This is a genomic window from Nocardia sp. NPDC055321 (assembly GCF_053645575.1).
In genome coordinates, this window is record NZ_JBSHMS010000012.1 from 1 (window position 1) to 15,947 (window position 15,947).

At 70.6% G+C, this 15,947-nt stretch carries 12 protein-coding genes; 7 read left to right on the top strand and 5 right to left on the bottom strand.

Annotated features, from left to right (window positions below; translation table 11 throughout):
* Positions 1-143 precede the first annotated feature (143 nt).
* Positions 144-497 (top strand): VOC family protein, encoded by a 354-nt coding sequence (locus ACWIGI_RS20045; protein WP_454203919.1) that lies wholly within the window; start codon positions 144-146, stop codon positions 495-497.
* Positions 498-604: 107 nt separating this feature from the next.
* Here ACWIGI_RS20045 and ACWIGI_RS20050 read toward each other — a convergent pair whose 3' ends face one another.
* Together ACWIGI_RS20050 and ACWIGI_RS20055 are read right to left on the bottom strand one after the other, a co-directional pair.
* Positions 605-1,705 carry a hypothetical protein gene (locus ACWIGI_RS20050; RefSeq protein ID WP_454204152.1) on the bottom strand — a complete coding sequence of 367 codons (1,101 nt, stop codon included), beginning with the start codon at positions 1,703-1,705 and terminating at the stop codon, positions 605-607.
* A 14-nt stretch (positions 1,706-1,719) separates the two neighbouring features.
* A complete protein-coding gene (locus ACWIGI_RS20055; RefSeq protein ID WP_454203920.1) occupies positions 1,720-2,856 on the bottom strand; it encodes a phosphotransferase family protein in 1,137 nt (378 codons plus the stop codon).
* Positions 2,857-3,176: 320 nt separating this feature from the next.
* On the opposite strand from ACWIGI_RS20055, the gene ACWIGI_RS20060 reads away from it, so the two are divergent.
* On the top strand, positions 3,177-4,538 hold the full coding sequence (locus tag ACWIGI_RS20060; RefSeq protein ID WP_454203921.1) for a DoxX family protein: 1,362 nt from the start codon (positions 3,177-3,179) through the stop codon (positions 4,536-4,538).
* Between the two features lie 10 nt (positions 4,539-4,548).
* On the opposite strand, the gene ACWIGI_RS20065 is transcribed toward ACWIGI_RS20060, so the two are convergent.
* Complete coding sequence (locus ACWIGI_RS20065; protein WP_454203922.1) at positions 4,549-5,544, bottom strand: poly(ethylene terephthalate) hydrolase family protein; 996 nt, start codon at positions 5,542-5,544, stop codon at positions 4,549-4,551.
* Positions 5,545-5,690: 146 nt separating this feature from the next.
* Between ACWIGI_RS20065 and cobA the strand changes: the two genes are divergently transcribed.
* From cobA to ACWIGI_RS20085, 4 genes are all read left to right on the top strand, one after another.
* On the top strand, positions 5,691-6,959 hold the full coding sequence (cobA, locus tag ACWIGI_RS20070; RefSeq protein ID WP_454203923.1) for a uroporphyrinogen-III C-methyltransferase: 1,269 nt from the start codon (positions 5,691-5,693) through the stop codon (positions 6,957-6,959).
* 192 nt (positions 6,960-7,151) lie between these two features.
* The gene (locus tag ACWIGI_RS20075) at positions 7,152-8,612 is read left to right on the top strand and encodes an MFS transporter (protein WP_454204153.1); all 1,461 of its coding nucleotides are present in this window, start codon (positions 7,152-7,154) and stop codon (positions 8,610-8,612) included.
* A 117-nt stretch (positions 8,613-8,729) separates the two neighbouring features.
* Positions 8,730-9,362 (top strand): HD domain-containing protein, encoded by a 633-nt coding sequence (locus ACWIGI_RS20080; RefSeq protein WP_454203924.1) that lies wholly within the window; start codon positions 8,730-8,732, stop codon positions 9,360-9,362.
* 467 nt (positions 9,363-9,829) lie between these two features.
* A complete protein-coding gene (locus ACWIGI_RS20085) occupies positions 9,830-10,933 on the top strand; it encodes a metallophosphoesterase (RefSeq protein ID WP_454204154.1) in 1,104 nt (367 codons plus the stop codon).
* A gap of 180 nt (positions 10,934-11,113) precedes the next feature.
* On the opposite strand, the gene ACWIGI_RS20090 is transcribed toward ACWIGI_RS20085, so the two are convergent.
* Together ACWIGI_RS20090 and ACWIGI_RS20095 are read right to left on the bottom strand one after the other, a co-directional pair.
* Positions 11,114-12,487: an aminotransferase class III-fold pyridoxal phosphate-dependent enzyme gene (locus ACWIGI_RS20090; protein ID WP_454203925.1), complete on the bottom strand. Its 1,374-nt coding sequence runs from the start codon at positions 12,485-12,487 to the stop codon at positions 11,114-11,116.
* Between the two features lie 11 nt (positions 12,488-12,498).
* Positions 12,499-13,989, bottom strand: a complete 1,491-nt coding sequence (locus ACWIGI_RS20095) for a CoA-acylating methylmalonate-semialdehyde dehydrogenase (RefSeq protein WP_454203926.1) — start codon at positions 13,987-13,989, stop codon at positions 12,499-12,501.
* Positions 13,990-14,111: 122 nt separating this feature from the next.
* Here ACWIGI_RS20095 and ACWIGI_RS20100 point away from each other — a divergent pair, with 122 nt between their 5' ends.
* The gene (locus ACWIGI_RS20100; RefSeq protein WP_454203927.1) at positions 14,112-15,737 is read left to right on the top strand and encodes a PucR family transcriptional regulator; all 1,626 of its coding nucleotides are present in this window, start codon (positions 14,112-14,114) and stop codon (positions 15,735-15,737) included.
* The last annotated feature ends 210 nt before the right edge of the window (positions 15,738-15,947 follow it).

A 15,947-nucleotide genomic window follows, 5' to 3' on the forward strand; every position in this document is an offset into this window, starting at 1 on the left:
CGCAACCGCAACGGAAAAGGCGGGGCCAACCCCGGGGCCGGGGCGGTATTGCCCCGGCCCTGACCGCGGCGGGACCCCCCCGGGTTGGTTTGCCGCCGTGCCGATCCGGCGCGGGTCCCGCCGCACCGGGCGATACTGACGGGGTGGTGAACCGGTGGGTGGGCGTGACGGTCGACTGTGTGGACGTCGGGCGGGTGGCGGGCTTCTGGAGCGCGCTGCTCGAGCGGGCGCCGGGGCCTTCGGAGGCGGGGTGGGTCTACCTGGGGGAGGCGGGAGACGCGCAGCCGCGGTTGGTCTTTCAGCCGGTGGGGGAACCTGCGCGGGGCAAGGTGCGGTTGCACCTCGACATCGCGGTCGACGACATCGCCGCGGGGATGGCCCAGGTGATCGCGCTGGGCGGCAGCTCGACCGGGGAGCGGCACGAGCATCCGGGCGGGGTCGTCGTGGTGATGGCCGACCCCGAGGGGCACGAGTTCTGCCTGGTCGAACACCGGTGACCACCCGGTGACATGGAGCGGCCGCCGCACCCCGGCAGGTTGGGTATGGGGGTGCGGCGGCCGGGCGAATCACCCTGTGTGGGAGAGCGATTCGCGGTCGGGGTGGATCAGGGGGCCACCGAGCCCCAATCGGCGAAGCCGGTGGGATCGTGGCGGCCCAGGGAGCCGTGCTCGAACAGGCCCCAGCCCTGGTCGCCGTTGCAGCGGGCCCGGCCGACGTGATCGATCACGCCGAAGGGCACGCGGCCGGCGATCGCCGGGTCGGTCAGGTCGTAGCTCTGGCTCTCGGCGAAGCCGCGGCCCTTCCACTGACCGTGCACCCAGTCCGGGTCGCCGCCGTAGCCGCAGCCCACGTGCAGCGCGATATGGGTGCCCGCCTCGACCTCCACCTCGAGCGGCTTGCCGTCCGGGGTGGTGAGTTCCAGGCGCAGGGCGGTCGGGATCCGGGTGCCGGACCTGTACGTCAGATGCACTCGGGGCCAGCCCAATTGCTCGATGCGGCCGTCGTGCCAGATACGAGTCGCGTCGTTGAGCGTGCGGAAGCCGTTGGGCTCCTCCTGCACGATCACGATGATCGAGTAGTCGTCGAAGCGCAGCGGCACGTACAGCCACCAGAAGCCCTCGGACGGCTCGGACGCCACGCGCCCCGCCGGATCGGCGTCACCGACCGGCCGGATACCCCAGGAGCGGTCGCGGGTGCCGACCCAGGCGCCGGGATCGACGGTGAAGTCGGTGCCGTCCACGTGCAGTGTGCCGGACCAGGTTCCGACCTGCGCGAAGCGCTGCGCGTCGATCATCGCCTTGTTCATGCCGGTGATGATGGTGTGCGCTTCCTCCTGCACGACCGGATGCGAACCCTCCCAGGTCATGTCGAAGGACAGGTCCTCGTGCTCGGCCACGACCCGCAGCTTGTGCAGGGGTTCGAGGACCTCGATGCGGTAGCCGCCCACGGCCAGGTCCAGCCCGCGCTGGTCCAGGGCGTCGGAGAAGCGCACCGTGTGCTGGGTGTTCCCGCGCCGCACGGTGGCGAACGCGTCCTTGACCCCCAGGTTCGGGTACACGCCGAACCCGGTGATGAGCATGAGGTCGCCGGTGGTGTCGATGGCGTTGTAGTAGCTGCGGTCGTAGAAGTTCTTGTCGCTGCTCGATACCCGCGCCATCGGCTGTGGCGTCTGGTGGATGGGGTATTCGTCCAGCGGGCCGATCATGGGTCGCATATCTCTCAATCCCAGGCGTAGGTGCCGTCGAGGAGGGCCTCGAGCAGCGGACGGTGCATGACGTAGTCGTCGCGATCGGCGGTGTCGGTGTCCTCGCCGAAATGGATCATGCGCCGCTTGATGCGGCCCATGACGATGCCGTGGCGCAGTGCCGCGTACATGAGGTACCAGTCCAGGTCGCGCACGGCGTGCCCGGTGGCCTCCTCGTACAGCTTCTCGATGTCGCTGCGGCGCAGGAAGTCCGGCAGCCCGGGCTGATCGAACCTGGTCGCGATGTCCTGGAAGAAACGGTGAATCAGGATGGGCCAGGCCACATCCAGTTCGCGCGGGCCGATGGCGGCCATCTCCCAGTCGAGCACGGCCACGGTGTCCGCGCCCTCGTCCTCGGCGAACATGATGTTGCCGGGCCGCGCGTCACCCCAGGTGAGCACGTCGGGCCCGGAATCCTGCGGCCAGTTCTGTTCGAGCCACTCGAAGGTGCGCTCGAGCAGCGGGATGCGGTAGCCGTCGTTCGCCAGCGCCCAGTCGTACCAGCGCTTCTGGGCGTCGAAGTGCCTGCGCAGCGCCGAGCCCTCGCCGTCGAGCATGGGGAAACGCTCTTCGGGCCGGTCGATGCCGTGCACCGTGGCGATGACCTCGACGGTCTTGCGGGTGATCTCGAACCGCTGCTCGGGCGTGGCGTCGAAGACCCAGCCGAAGAACACGTACGGCGGATTGTCCTCGCACACCCGCCCGTTCACCCGTCGCATGACGAAGAAGGTGGACCCCAGCACCGCAGGATCGGTCTCGAGCCAGCACAGCGGCGGCAGCGGCGCGTCGGTGGCCGCGGCGACCCCGGCCATGATGGCGTACTGGGTTTCCAGGTCGTATTTCTCGAAGACCGGGAACGAGCTCTCCTCCGGTGCGAGCCGGGCCACGAACGAGCCGCCCTCGGGCTGTCCGGCCACGGTCCATTCGGCGTCGAACAGCAGGGTGGTGCTGGACATGCCGCCCGCCTGCGGTTTGGTGAGCGAGGTGACGCGCGGCGCTTCGTCGGCGTCGACCTTGGTGGCGAGCCACTGCGCCAGTTGATTCGCGAGTTCGTCGTTGTCGCGATCGGAGACGGTGAGTTCCCATCTCTGATTCGGGTCGTCGGCCGACATGTTCGGTTTCCTCCTGGCGCGCTGAAGCGGGCGTGTCGATGCGGCGCACAGAGGTCGGACAGGACCGGTGTGATCCGGATAACACGGTGCCAAGAAAATGTAACGTGTTCCAGTCTGTTGGGACAGGGATTCGCATGGTAAGTACCGGTGAATGGGATGGTGCTCGATTCGGTCCCGGTGGCGCCGGTAGTGCGAGCACGTACGCCCCCGGGGGTATCGGAGCGACGCCGGGAACCGGGGATCGCTCAGGGTCATCCCGGAGGTGTCCGGCCGCGGTGATTCCTATCGTCGGAACGAGCAGTTCCGAGCGGGAGGACCGGATGAGTACCAGCACGATCGACCCCGAGACCGATCTCGGCCCCGCGCCGGTGGAATCGGCGCGGGCTTGGAATCCGTTGGCCAGGATCGGATTCCGCTTCGTTTTCGCCTACGTCACGCTGTTCTGCCTCGGCTATCCACAGCTGCTGTTCGCCTTCACCGGCCCGCTGGCGCGCTGGCTGCCCGACGACGCCGTGCTCTCGTTCGCGCAGCTGCCGAGTCCGGTCGTGGAGTGGCTGGGCCGCACGGTCTTCGGCGTGGAGGCGAGCCTTAACACCGATTCGGGCAGCGGTGATCAGACCTACCTGTGGGTTCTGGTCTTCGGCCTGTTGCTGCTGGCGGTGCTCGCCACGCTGGTGTGGACGCTGCTGGATCGCCGGCGCACCGACTATCGCCGACTGGCCGGCTGGTTCCTGCTCGCCGTGCGCGTGTTCCTGGCCGGGCAGATGCTGCTGTACGGCTTCGCCAAGATGATCCCGACCCAGATGCCGGAGCCGGCGTTGTCCGCGCTGGTCACCCCACTGGGCGAGCTCTCGCACATGTCGCTGCTGTGGACGCAGGTGGGCGCCTCGCCGGTGTACGAAATCCTGCTCGGCGTGGCCGAGGTGCTCGGTGGCGTCCTGCTGCTGATACCGCGCACCGCGCTGGCCGGGGTGCTGCTGAGCCTGGTGAGCATGGCGCAGGTGTGGGTGCTGAACATGACCTACGACGTGCCCGTCAAGCTGCTGTCGTTCCACCTGCTGCTGCTGTGCCTGGTGCTGCTGGCGCCCGAGGCCCGGCGCCTGACGCTGCTGCTGACCGGGCGGGCCGCGGGCCCGGCGCGGACTCCGCCGGCGGTGCGCGGGCCGCGCGCGACGCGGGCCGTAGTGGTGGCCCAGCTGGTGCTGGCGGTGTGGTTCCTGGTGGGGAACTCGTTCGCGCAGTGGGACGGCTGGCACGAATGGGGCGGGGGGCGTGAGCGTTCCCCGCTCGCCGGGATCTGGGACGTTACCGAGTTCACCCGGGACGGGCAGCCGGTGCCGCCGCTGCTGACCGACGAAACCCGCTGGCGGCGACTGATTCTGGAGGAGGTGCCGTTCGCCCACTATCAGCGGATGGATGACACGCTGGCGATGGTCGCCGTCGACCTCGACCCCGAGGCCCGCCGGCTCACCCTGACCGATCCCGAGGCCGCGGCCGATCCGGCCGCGACCCCGAAACCCCTGGGGGAGTTCACCGTCGAGCGTCCCGCGCCGGACCGGCTCGTGCTCGCCGGTGAATTGTCCGGCAGTCCGGTGACGATGACGCTGACCCTCCTGGATCCCGAGCGATTCCCGCTGCGGGACAGGGGTATTCACTTCGTGCAGGACTTCCCCGCCAACTGACGACCGGACCTCAGTCGGTGATATTGCCGATCTGGTTGGCCCAGTTCGGATTCCGTGTGAAGAACTCCCCGGTCCCGGATACGAAGGCTCGCTGGGCGGCGGTGTCGCCCAGCAGTCTGGCCGCGAGCCACGCGGTCGGATAGCCGAGGTAGCCGTGCACGCCCAGCGCGCACAGCGCAATGGTCCGCGAGCACTGCGGCTTACCTTGCACGTCATTGTGATTCACCTCGGCGAGCGTGCCCCAGACCTTGGGAACGCTCGCCGGAATCGCCTCGTAGTACGCCTGGATCGATTGCAGGCCGATGACCTGCGGCGGCAGCAGTTGCCGGGACGGGGAGATCACCCCGTCCGCCGATCCGTTCACCAGGAAGATCGACCCGTGCCCGGAGCCCGCGATGTCCGGGCACCACGAGCCGGTCGAACACCAGAGTTGAATCGGCAGCTCCAGCGGAACCGCCGTCTTGATTCTGCCGCCGGACAGCGCCATCGCGTTGAGCACTCCCGTCGCGCCCTGGGAATGGCCGACGGCCCCGACCGCGTCCGGATCGACTCTGTTGTACAGCGGGCTCGCCGGATCCTCGGCCTGGCGCAGCAGGTACTCCACCGCGCCCGCGATGTCCTTGCCCGAGCCGGTCTGCTGATTGCGCGCGGCGACGACCACGAAACCCCACGACGCCAGGTGCTCGAGCAGGTGGGCGTACTGATCGGGCGTGGCGTTCGTGCCGTTGCCCCAGGTGACGATCGGGTGCCGGACGCCGCCGGCGCCCAGGTCGGCGGGCCGCCACAGGTCGTAGGACGCGCCGCTGGAGTCGCAGCAGCCGAAGCCGGGTACGGCGGTCACCGCCCACGGCCCGCGCTCGGCGTACCCGGCCTCCACGGTGGCGGCCGCCGGGGCGTCGGCGGTGCCTATCGCCGAACTCGTCGCGGGCAGGAGTAGGACGGTCAGCACCGCGCAAATCCGTAGTGCGGGAACGAGCATCGCGTGCGCTGCGCTGGCGAGTGTCATAGCGGCACAGCATAGGAACGTGCCCGGGCGATCCCGCGCAGGTGGGCGGGACCAGCGCCCGCGCCACGGACCTTTCGGGCGAACCCGGCGCGACAGCCGCGAGGCGATTGTTACCTTCGCGAATACACGCCGTAGGCTCAATCCTTGTGCCGAACACGTCAGCCGCATCGCAGGACCAGCCCGTAGGTGACCCGAACTACCTGGTCGGGCTCGATCTGAACGGTCGCCGCGTCGTAGTCGTCGGTGGTGGCACCGTCGCCCAGCGCCGTCTCGGCCTGCTCATCGCCTCCGGCGCGCAGGTACACGTGATCGCCCGCGAGGCCACCCCGGCCGTGGAGGGCATGGCGACCTCCGAGCAGATCACCCTGGAACTGCGCGACTACGCCGACGGCGATCTCGACGGCGCCTGGTACGTCATGGCCTGCACCGATGAGCCCGAGACCAACGCGGCCGTGGTCGCCGAGGCCACCAGCCGCCGCGTGTTCTGCGTCCGCGCGGACACCGCCCGGCTCGGCACCGCCGTCACCCCCGCCACCGCGCGCTACGACGGCATGAGCCTGGGCGTGCTCGCGGGCGGGCAGCACCGCCGCTCGGCCGCGATCCGCAACGCGCTGCTCGAAGCGCTGCAATCCGGTGTGGTGAGCGATGATTCGGAGCCCGTCGCGCCCGGCGTCGCCCTCATCGGCGGCGGCCCCGGCGATCCGGATCTGATCACCGTGCGCGGCCGCCGCCTGCTCGCGCACGCCAATCTCGTTGTCGCCGACCGGCTCGCCCCGCCCGAGCTGCTCGCCGAACTCGGCCCCGACGTCGAGGTCGTGGACGCGGCCAAGATCCCGTACGGCCGCGCCATGGCGCAGGAGGCCATCAACGCCGCGCTCATCGAGGGCGCCAAGGCCGGCAAGTTCGTGGTCCGGCTCAAGGGCGGCGACCCGTACGTCTTCGGCCGCGGCTACGAGGAACTCGAGGCCTGCGTCGAGGCCGGTGTCCCGGTGACCGTCGTCCCGGGCGTCACCAGCGCGATCTCGGTGCCGGCGCTGGCCGGTATCCCGGTCACCCATCGCGGCGTCACCCACGAGTTCGTCGTGGTCAGCGGCCACGTCGCGCCGGATCACCCGGACTCGCTGGTGGATTGGCCCGCCCTGGCCCGGTTGCGCGGCACCATCGTGCTGCTCATGGCGGTCGAGCGGATCGAGCAGTTCGCCGCCGCCCTGCTCGCCGGCGGGCGCGCGGGCGACACCCCGGTCACCATCATCCAGGAGGGCAGCCTGCGCACCCAGCGCATCGTGCGCGCGGACCTGGCCACGGCCGCGGACACCGTGCGCGCCGAGGCGATCCGCCCGCCGGCGATCATCGTCATCGGGCCGACCGCCGGTTTCATCGCGGGCGCGCCGGACGCGGAGACCGGCGCGGTCTGAGCGGCCGCGTACGCCCGCCATTTCCGGAACCATCGTGCCTATCGCGAGTTCGAGACCCTGCTCTGACCTGGCGATCCGATGCGGCGACGGGCTGTTTCGTCGCCGTCATAACCCATTGTGGAAGAAGTTCGATCCGGTTCGCGGCAGGCCATCCACTACAGTGGGCGCGTGCTCGATAACCCCGCTGCGACGATGCAGTATCCGGTGACCAAGCGGGCGTTCGGGCTCGCGATTCTCGTCTTGAGCGGGTTGCAGCTGATGGTGGTGCTCGACGGCACCGTCATGATTCTCGCGCTGCCCAGGCTTCAGGAGCAGATGGGCCTGTCCAGCGCGGGCAGCGCGTGGACCGTCACCGCGTACGGTCTGCCGTTCGCGGGCCTGATGCTGCTGGGCGGCCGGCTCGGCGATTCCTTCGGCCGCAAGCGCATGCTGATCTACGGCGTCGCGCTGTTCACCCTCGCCTCGGCCCTATGCGGCACCGCGCAGAACGAAGCCTGGCTGATCGCCGCGCGCGCCCTGCAGGGCACCGGCGCGGCCATCGCCGCCCCGACCGCCTTCGCGCTGGTGGCCAGCACCTTCGCGCCCGGCCCGGCGCGCAACCAGGCGGTGGCCATCTTCGGTTCCATGGTCGGCGTCGGCTCGGTCGGCGGCCTGGTGGTCGGCGGCGCGCTCACCGAACTGGATTGGCGCTGGATCTTCTGGATCAACGTGCCGATCGGCATCCTCATCGTGCTCGGCGCGATCAAGGTGCTGCAGGACACCGAACACCACCGGGTCTCGCTCGACGTGCGCGGCGCGGTGCTGGGCACCGTCGCGTGCGCGGCGATCGTCTTCGGCGCGACCGAGGGACCGCAGATGGGCTGGGACAGCCCGATCATTCTCGGCTCGCTGATCGGCGGATTGGCGCTGCTGCTGCTGTTCGTCTTCGCCGAGCGCAACGTGAAGAACCCGCTGCTGCCGTGGTCGCTGTTCGACAGCCGCGATCGCGTGATCTCGTTCATCGCCATCTTCCTGGCCTCGGGCGTGCTGGGCGCGACCACCTTCTTCGTGGCGCAGTTCCTGCAGAACGTGCTCGACTACACCCCGCTCAACGCGGGTCTGGCCAGCATCCCGTTCACCCTCGGCGCGGGCGTCGGCACGGCCGTCGCGTCCAAGGCCGTGCAGTACGTGCAGCCGCGCTGGCTGCTGTTCGGCGCCGCGATGCTGCTGTCGGCCGCCCTGTACTTCGGTTCGACCCTCGACGGTTCGGTGCAGTACTTCCCGACGCTGCTGTTGCTGCTGTCGGTGGTCGGCGCGACCGTCGGCGTGGTCATCGTGATCCTGCCGCTGTGCGTGCTGGTCGGGGTGGACATGGCCAACATCGGCCCACTGTCCGCGGTCGGGCAGATGTTCATGAACATGGGCACGCCGTTCGCGGTCGGCCTGCTGAGCCCGGTCGCGCTCTCGCGCACGCTGTCGCTGGACGGGACCAACGGCAAGGTGACCGACATGAACGAGATGCAGATCGCCGCACTCGGCAGCGGGTACATGCTGGTGCTGCTGGTGTGCGCGCTCGGCACCGCGGTCATGGGCCTGCTCGCGCTGACCCTGCGCTACACCCCCGAGCAGCTCTCGCAGGCGCAGCACGCGCAGGACGAAGCCCAGAAGAACTGAGCCCGGAAGCGCTGGGCCCGAGTGCAAATCGGGCTATTGCCGTGAAGCGGGCGGCGTGGTGAAAAGCACCGCCCGCGAGGGGTGTTGCCGGAGGCGCTGATTCGGCACACTGCCAGGATGGGGAACCTCGACGCAGTATTGCTGGACCGCTGGATCGAGCTGGCCGGGCCGTCGGCGCGCGGGGTGGGGGAGGATCTGGTGCGGCGCTATCGCGAGCCGCACCGCCGGTACCACACCGTGGAGCACCTGGCCGCCATGCTCACCGTCATCGACGACCTGCAGGCCGACGCCGACGATATCGCCGCCGTGCGCTACGCGGCCTTCTTCCACGACGCGATCTACGCCGTGGACCGCCCCGACAACGAGGAGGCCAGCGCGCAGCTGGCCGAGAAGACCCTGCCCGCACTGGGTCTGAACGCGGACACCGTCGCCGAGGTGGCCCGCCTGGTCCGCCTGACCGCGGGCCACACCCCCGACCCGGGCGATCGCAACGGCGCGGTCCTGTGCGACGCCGACCTGGCCATCCTGGCCGCCGAAGCGCCGTCCTACGCCGCCTACACGCGTGCGGTCCGCGCCGAGTACGCCCACGTCCCCGACGATCTGTTCCGCCCCGGCCGCGCCGCGGTCCTGACCGCACTCGTCCAGCAGGACAACCTCTTTCGCACCCCCACCGCCCGCGCCCGCTACGACGCCCCGGCCCGCGCGAACCTGACCGCCGAGATAGCGAGCCTGACCGCCGAGATCGCCTGAGGCTACGGCGCACCCGATGCGCTTGGATCACGCGGATTCGGCACCCGGCCGCCGGGATTCGGTAACCCACCTGTGCCTGTGCGGCCACCGGGTTCGGCACTCGCGCGCGGCAGCATCGTGAGGCGATACCGATCCGCCGGTTGCTGGGCGGCTGTGGCGGCGCGCAAGAACCGATCGCGGTGCGCCGCACCTGATGCTCGCGCACGGTGAGCGAGCGGGCCCGTTGCGCTCAGCGCGAACGCCCGACCGGTCGCGCGGGACGAGGGGTTCCTACGAAACGCGTCGTCGGGGCGGGCATGGCCTGCGGGCGGGGTGTTCCGGGCGCTCCGAACGTGGTTAGCGGGCTCGGCAGGCCCGGGCTACCCGCGGGTATCGTCGAGGGAGTTTGCGGTGGCCGGAGGTCTTTCCGGGCACGGTCCCCTCTCGAGGATGAGCTCCTGGTGATAAAGATTCCGCGCGCGGTATTCATGCTGGTCGTTCCGGCACTGCTGTTCCTGCTCCCGTGGTGGCTGCTGGTGTACACGACGCTGTCGGGGGCGGCGTTCTGGGCGGGGACCGCGGTGTTCCTGCTGGGGTACGTGGCGTTGCCGCTCGCGATGGTGGCCGGGCACGGGCCGCGCGAGTCCGACGCGGCGGCGCTGGTGGGGGACACCATGCTCGGCATCCTGTGGGTGCTGTTCAGCTGGTCGGCCATCGGGGCGGTGGCCCGGGCGGTGCTGATCGTCGCGGGCGTGGACGATCCGGTGCGATCGCGTGTGGTGGCGCTCGGCGTCCTGGCGATCTCGGCGGTGCTGACGGCCTGGGGTATCTACGAGGCCCGGCGGCTGCCGCGGGTGAAGACCGTCGAGGTGACCATCCCCAAGCTCGCGCCCGCGCTGGACGGGCTGCGGGTCGTGGTCGTCACCGACACGCACTACGCCGCCACCGACCGGCTGCGCTGGTCCGAGCGGGTGGTCGAGACGGTCAACGCGCAGCGGCCCGACATCGCCTGCCACGCGGGCGATCTGGCCGACGGTTCGGTCGCCAAGCGGCGCGCGCAGGTGGATCCGCTCGGCAAGGTGGAGGCCGCGCTCGGCCGCTTCTACATCACCGGCAACCACGAGTACTTCGGTGACGCGCCCGGCTGGATCGAGCACATGGCGGGCCTGGGCTGGCAGCCGCTGCGCAACCAGCACGAGACCCTGACCCACAACGGCGCGCGCCTGATCATCGCCGGCATCGACGATCCCACCGGCGTGGCCGTGCCCGGGCACGGCCCCGATCTACCCGCCGCCCTGACCGGCGCGGACCCCGAGCTCCCGGTGATCCTGCTGGCCCATCAGCCCAAGCAGATCACCGACGCGGTGAAAGCCGAAGTCGCGCTCCAGATCTCCGGCCACACCCACGGCGGCCAGATCTGGCCGTTCCGCTACCTGGTCCGCCTGGATCAGCCCGTGGTGGCCGGGCTGAGCCGGCACAGCGAGCACACCCAGCTCTACACCAGCCGCGGCACCGGTTTCTGGGGTCCGCAGCTGCGGGTCTTCGCCCCGAGCGAGATCACCGTCCTGGTCCTGCGGTCGCCCGCGGCCTGACGAGTAGTCCGGGGCGGCAGCCGATTTCGGTCCGTCCCGGCCGGTGTGCTTCCACGTCCGCCGTCGGGTGAACTCGGTCGCGGCCGCCGGGTCGGCACGCGTGGTGGCCGGGACGGGCCCGGCTATGGGTGCCGACCGGAGCCGAATCCTGTTGGACGGACCGATATTCGGCGGCCCCGGCTACCCGGCCGAGTCCGCGTACTCGTCCGCCACCTTCAGCGCCTGATCCAGAATCGCGAGCCCCTCGCGGGTCTCGGCCTCGGAGACCGTGCACGGCGGCACGGCGTGAATCCGGTTGAAGTTGTTGAACAGCAGCAGCCCGGCGGCCTTGGCGGCGGCGACGGTCTCGGTCAGGGCCGGACTGGTCCCGCCGTACGGGGCCAGGGGTTCGCGGGTCTCGCGATCGCGCACCAGTTCCACCGCCCAGAAGACCCCGCGCCCGCGCACCTCGCCGACGCTCGGATGCCGTTCGGCCAGCTCCCGCAGCCCCGGCCCGAGCACGTGTTCGCCTATGTGCGCGGCGTTCTCGACGATCCGCTCCTCGGTCATGGCGTTGATGGTCGCCACCGCCGCGGCCGTGGCGAGGGGATGCCCGGAGTAGGTGAGCCCGCCCGGGTACGGGCGGTCGGCGAAGGTCGCCGCGATGTGCGGCGCGATCGCCACCCCGCCGAGCGGCACGTACCCCGAGTTCACGCCCTTGGCGAAGGTGAGCAGATCGGGCGTCACGTCGAAATGCTGGATGGAGAACCACTTTCCGGTCCGCCCGAACCCCGCCATCACCTCGTCGGCGATGAGCACGATGCCGTGCCGGTCGCACAGCTCGCGCACGCCCGCCAGGTAGCCCGGCGGCGGCACCATGATCCCCGCGGTGCCGGGCACCGGCTCGAGGATGATGGCGGCGATCGTGCCCGGCCCCTCGAACGCGATCGTCTGCTCGAGATGCTCGAGCGCCCGCTGCGACTCCTGTTCCTCGGTGCCGGAATGGAATTGCGTCCGATACAGGAACGGCCCGAAGAAGTGCACGACCCCGGCGTTGCCGTGATCATTCGGCCAGCGGCGCGGGTCCCCGGTCAGATTGACCGCGGTCTCGGTGCCGCCGTGGTACGAGCGATACCGCGCGAGCACCTTGTAGCGCCCGGTGTGCAGGCGCGCCATGCGCACGGCGTGCTCCACCGCGTCCGCCCCGCCGTTGGTGAAGAACACCCGGTCGAGTTCGCCGGGTGTGCGCTCGGCGATGAGCCGCGCGGCCTCCGAGCGCGCGTCGTTGGCGTGCTGCGGCGCGACGGTGCAGAGCTTGGCGGCCTGGGCCTGGATGGCCGCCACCACTTTCGGATGCTGGTGCCCGATGTTGGTGTTCACCAGCTGCGAGGAGAAATCCAGGTACCGGGTGCCCGCGCCGTCCCACACGTACGAGCCCTGGGTGGCGGCCACGACCATGGGCGAGAGCGTGGCCTGGGCCGACCACGAATGGAAGACGTGCGCGCGGTCGAGTTCGTACGCGCGCTCGGCCTCGGCGCGCGCGGTCTCGAGGGTCAATCCGTTGGGCAGGGTCATGACGGGTCCTCTCAACTGTTCTGCGGGAAGCCGAGATTCAGCCCGCCGTGACTGGGATCGAGCCAGCGGGTGGTGACGGCCTTGGTGCGGGTGAAGAAGTGCACGCCGTCCACGCCGTGCGCGTGCGAATCACCGAAGAGCGAGTTCTTCCACCCGCCGAAGCTGTAGTACGCCATGGGAACCGGGATGGGGACGTTGATCCCGACCATGCCGACCTCGACCTCGTTGTGGAAGCGCCGGGCCGCGCCGCCGTCGTTGGTGAACAGGGCGGTGCCGTTGCCGTAGCGGTTGGCGTTGATCAGGGCCAGCGCCTCGTCGTAGGTCTCGACCCGCACGACCGAGAGCACCGGGCCGAAGATCTCGTCGGTGTACACGCTCATCTCGGGGGTGACGTGGTCGAGAATCGTCGGGCCGAGCCAGAATCCGTTCTCGTCACCGTCGGCGCGCACGCCCCGCCCGTCGAGCACGACCGCGGCCCCGTCCGCTTCCCCGGCCGCGATGTAGTCCGCGACCCGGTCGCGGTGCGCCCGCGTGACCAGCGGCCCCATATCCGATTCGGCGGTGCCGTCGCCGGTGCGAATCGTGCGGGCGCGCTCGCTGATTCGCGCCACCAGCGCGTCGGCGATCGGCCCGACCGCGACCAGCGCGCTGATGGCCATGCAGCGCTCGCCCGCCGAGCCGAAGCCGGCGTTCACCGCCGCGTCCGCGGCCAGGTCCAGATCCGCGTCGGGCAGCACCACCATGTGGTTCTTGGCCCCGCCCAGCGCCTGGACGCGTTTTCCGGCGGCGGTGCCGTGGGTGTACACGTATTCGGCGATCGGCGTGGAACCGACGAACGACACCGCCCGGATGGCCGGATGCGCCAGGAGTTCGTCGACCGCGACCTTGTCGCCCTGCACGACGTTGAACACCCCGGGCGGCAGCCCGGCCTCCTCCCACAGCGCCGCCAGCCACAGCGACGCGGAGGGATCCTTCTCACTCGGCTTGAGCACCACGGTGTTTCCGGCGCCGATGGCCAGCGGGAAGAACCACATGGGCACCATGGCCGGGAAATTGAACGGCGAGATGATCGCGACCGGGCCCAGCGGCTGGCGGATCGAGAAGATGTCGACCCGGCTCGACGCGTTCTCGGTGTAGCCGCCCTTGAGCAGGTGCGGTATGCCGCAGGCGAATTCGACGATCTCCAGCCCGCGCGTGACCTCGCCGAGGGCGTCGCCCAGCACCTTGCCGTGCTCGGCGGTGATCAGCGCGGCCAGTTCCTGTTTGCGCGCGTTGAGCAGTTCGCGGAAGCGGAACAGCACCTGGGTGCGCCGGGCGAGGGAGGAATCGCGCCACGCGGGGAAGGCGGCCACGGCGGCGTCCACCACGGTGCGCACGTCGGCGGCGGTGGCGAGCGCGACCTGTCCGGTCACCACGCCGGTCGCGGGATTGGTCACCGGCGCGGTCGCGGTGCCCGAGCCGGGGAAGGGTTTGCCGTCGAGCCAGTGTCCGATGGTCTGCATAGCTCCTCGATTCCGGAGGCGGTCGGGACGGGCCGCGGCCCGGTTTCCACTGTGCGCCCCGGGCGCGGGCGCCGGTCCCGACGATCTGTACGAAATTCCGTTGGCGGTATTACGATTCGTCGGTGCTCCTCACCGTTGCTGACATTCTGGCGATGCCGGTGGTGCGCGCCGGGCAACCCGAGGTCGCGGGCGGCGGGTCGCTGACGCGCCCGGTGCGCTGGGTGCACGTGAGCGAGTTGCCCGACGTGGCGGCTCTGCTGGCGGGCGGGGAGCTGATCCTGACCACGGGCCAGGCGCTGGCGGGCGATGCGGCGGCCACCGTCGGCTATCTGGAGGCGCTCGCGGCCGCCGGGGTCGCGGGCCTGTTCGTCGAATTGGGCACCTCGGTACCGGAATTGCCGCCGTGCGTGGGGGAGACCGCAGATCGGCTGGGCCTGCCGGTGGTGGCGTTGCGCGTGGTGGTGCGGTTCGTGGAGATCACCGAGGCGGTGCACCGCATCATCGTGGCCGAGCAGTACGCTGAACTCGAGTTCGCGCGCACCGTGCACGAGACCTTCACCGCGCTGAGCGTGCGCCGCGCCGCCCTGGCCGAGATCGTCAAGACCGCCGCCGGGATGCTGGACGCCTCGGTGGTGCTCGAGGATCTGACCCACCGGGTACTGGCGTCGACCGCCCGGCACACCGCCACCTCGGCGCTGCTCGAGCGGTGGGAGACGACGTCCCGGCTGCTGCCCGACGGCGACGCGAACGTGGTGCCGGTCGGCCCGCACACGCAGCCCTGGGGCCGGCTCATCGTGCGCGCGCCGGCGGCATCGGACGCGCGGAACGCGATTCCGGCCGCCCGCGCCCGGGTGGTGCTCGAGCGCGCCGCCCAGACCCTGACCTTGCACCGGATGATCGAGCGCGATCGTTTCGGCCTGCACCGCCAGGCTCAGACCGGGCTCATCGACGACATGGTCACCGGCCGCCTCACCGACGAGCGCGACGCGGTCGCCATGGCCGCGACCCTGGGCCTGGCCCGCCGGGCCCGCTACCTACCCCTGGCCCTGGATGTGGCCGGGACCGTCGAGGCCGATCCCGTTGCGCACCAGCGTCGTACGGCCGCGATCATCGATGCCGCGCTGCACGGGGTGGCGCTGTCCAAGGCGACCGCGCTGGCCACCCCCGAACACGGCAATCGCGTGAATCTCGTACTGGCGCTGTCCCGTACGGGCGAGCTGGACGCGCTGCTGACCGCCGTGTGCACCGCCGTGCTCGGCGAGGTCCGGCGGGTGCCCGGGGTGGATCGCGCGGTCATCGGGGTGAGCTCGGCCTCGGAGTCGTTGCTGGACACCGCCCGTGAGCTCGCCCGCGCCGCGCACGTGGCCGAGGTCGCCCTGGCCCTGACCCCCGCCGCGCCCCGCCCGTTCTACCGCAGCGGCGATGTCCGCCTGCGCGGCCTGCTCGCGCTGATCCGCGACGAACCGGGCGTGCAGGGTTTCGCCGAGACCGAACTGGGCGCCCTGCTGCGCCACGACATCCGCCACGCCACCGACCTGACCCGTACCCTGCGGCAATTCCTGGATTTGGCGGGCAACAAGACCGAACTCGCCAAACGCCTGACCATCAGCCGCCCCACCCTCTACGACCGCCTGGCCCGCATCGAACGTCTTCTCGAAGTGGATCTCGACGACGGCGAGACCCGCACGTCCCTCCACACCGCCCTGCTCATCCGCGACCTCACGCTCCCGGACCACCTGCCCCGCTAGGGTTTTCGGCGTTGGCCAGGTGCCTCGGTGCGCCTGCTCGAGTCTTACCTCCGGCGCGCTCGCGAAGACCGCCCGCCCGCGGCCGGCCACGGCCTCGTGCGCGGCCGGTCGCACACAACCGGCCCGGCCGGAACGGATCCCTCGGGTGGAGCGATCCCTGCCGGTGCCGGCCGTGTCGCGTTCAGATCCGGTACGCGCGGTCTCGCGTCG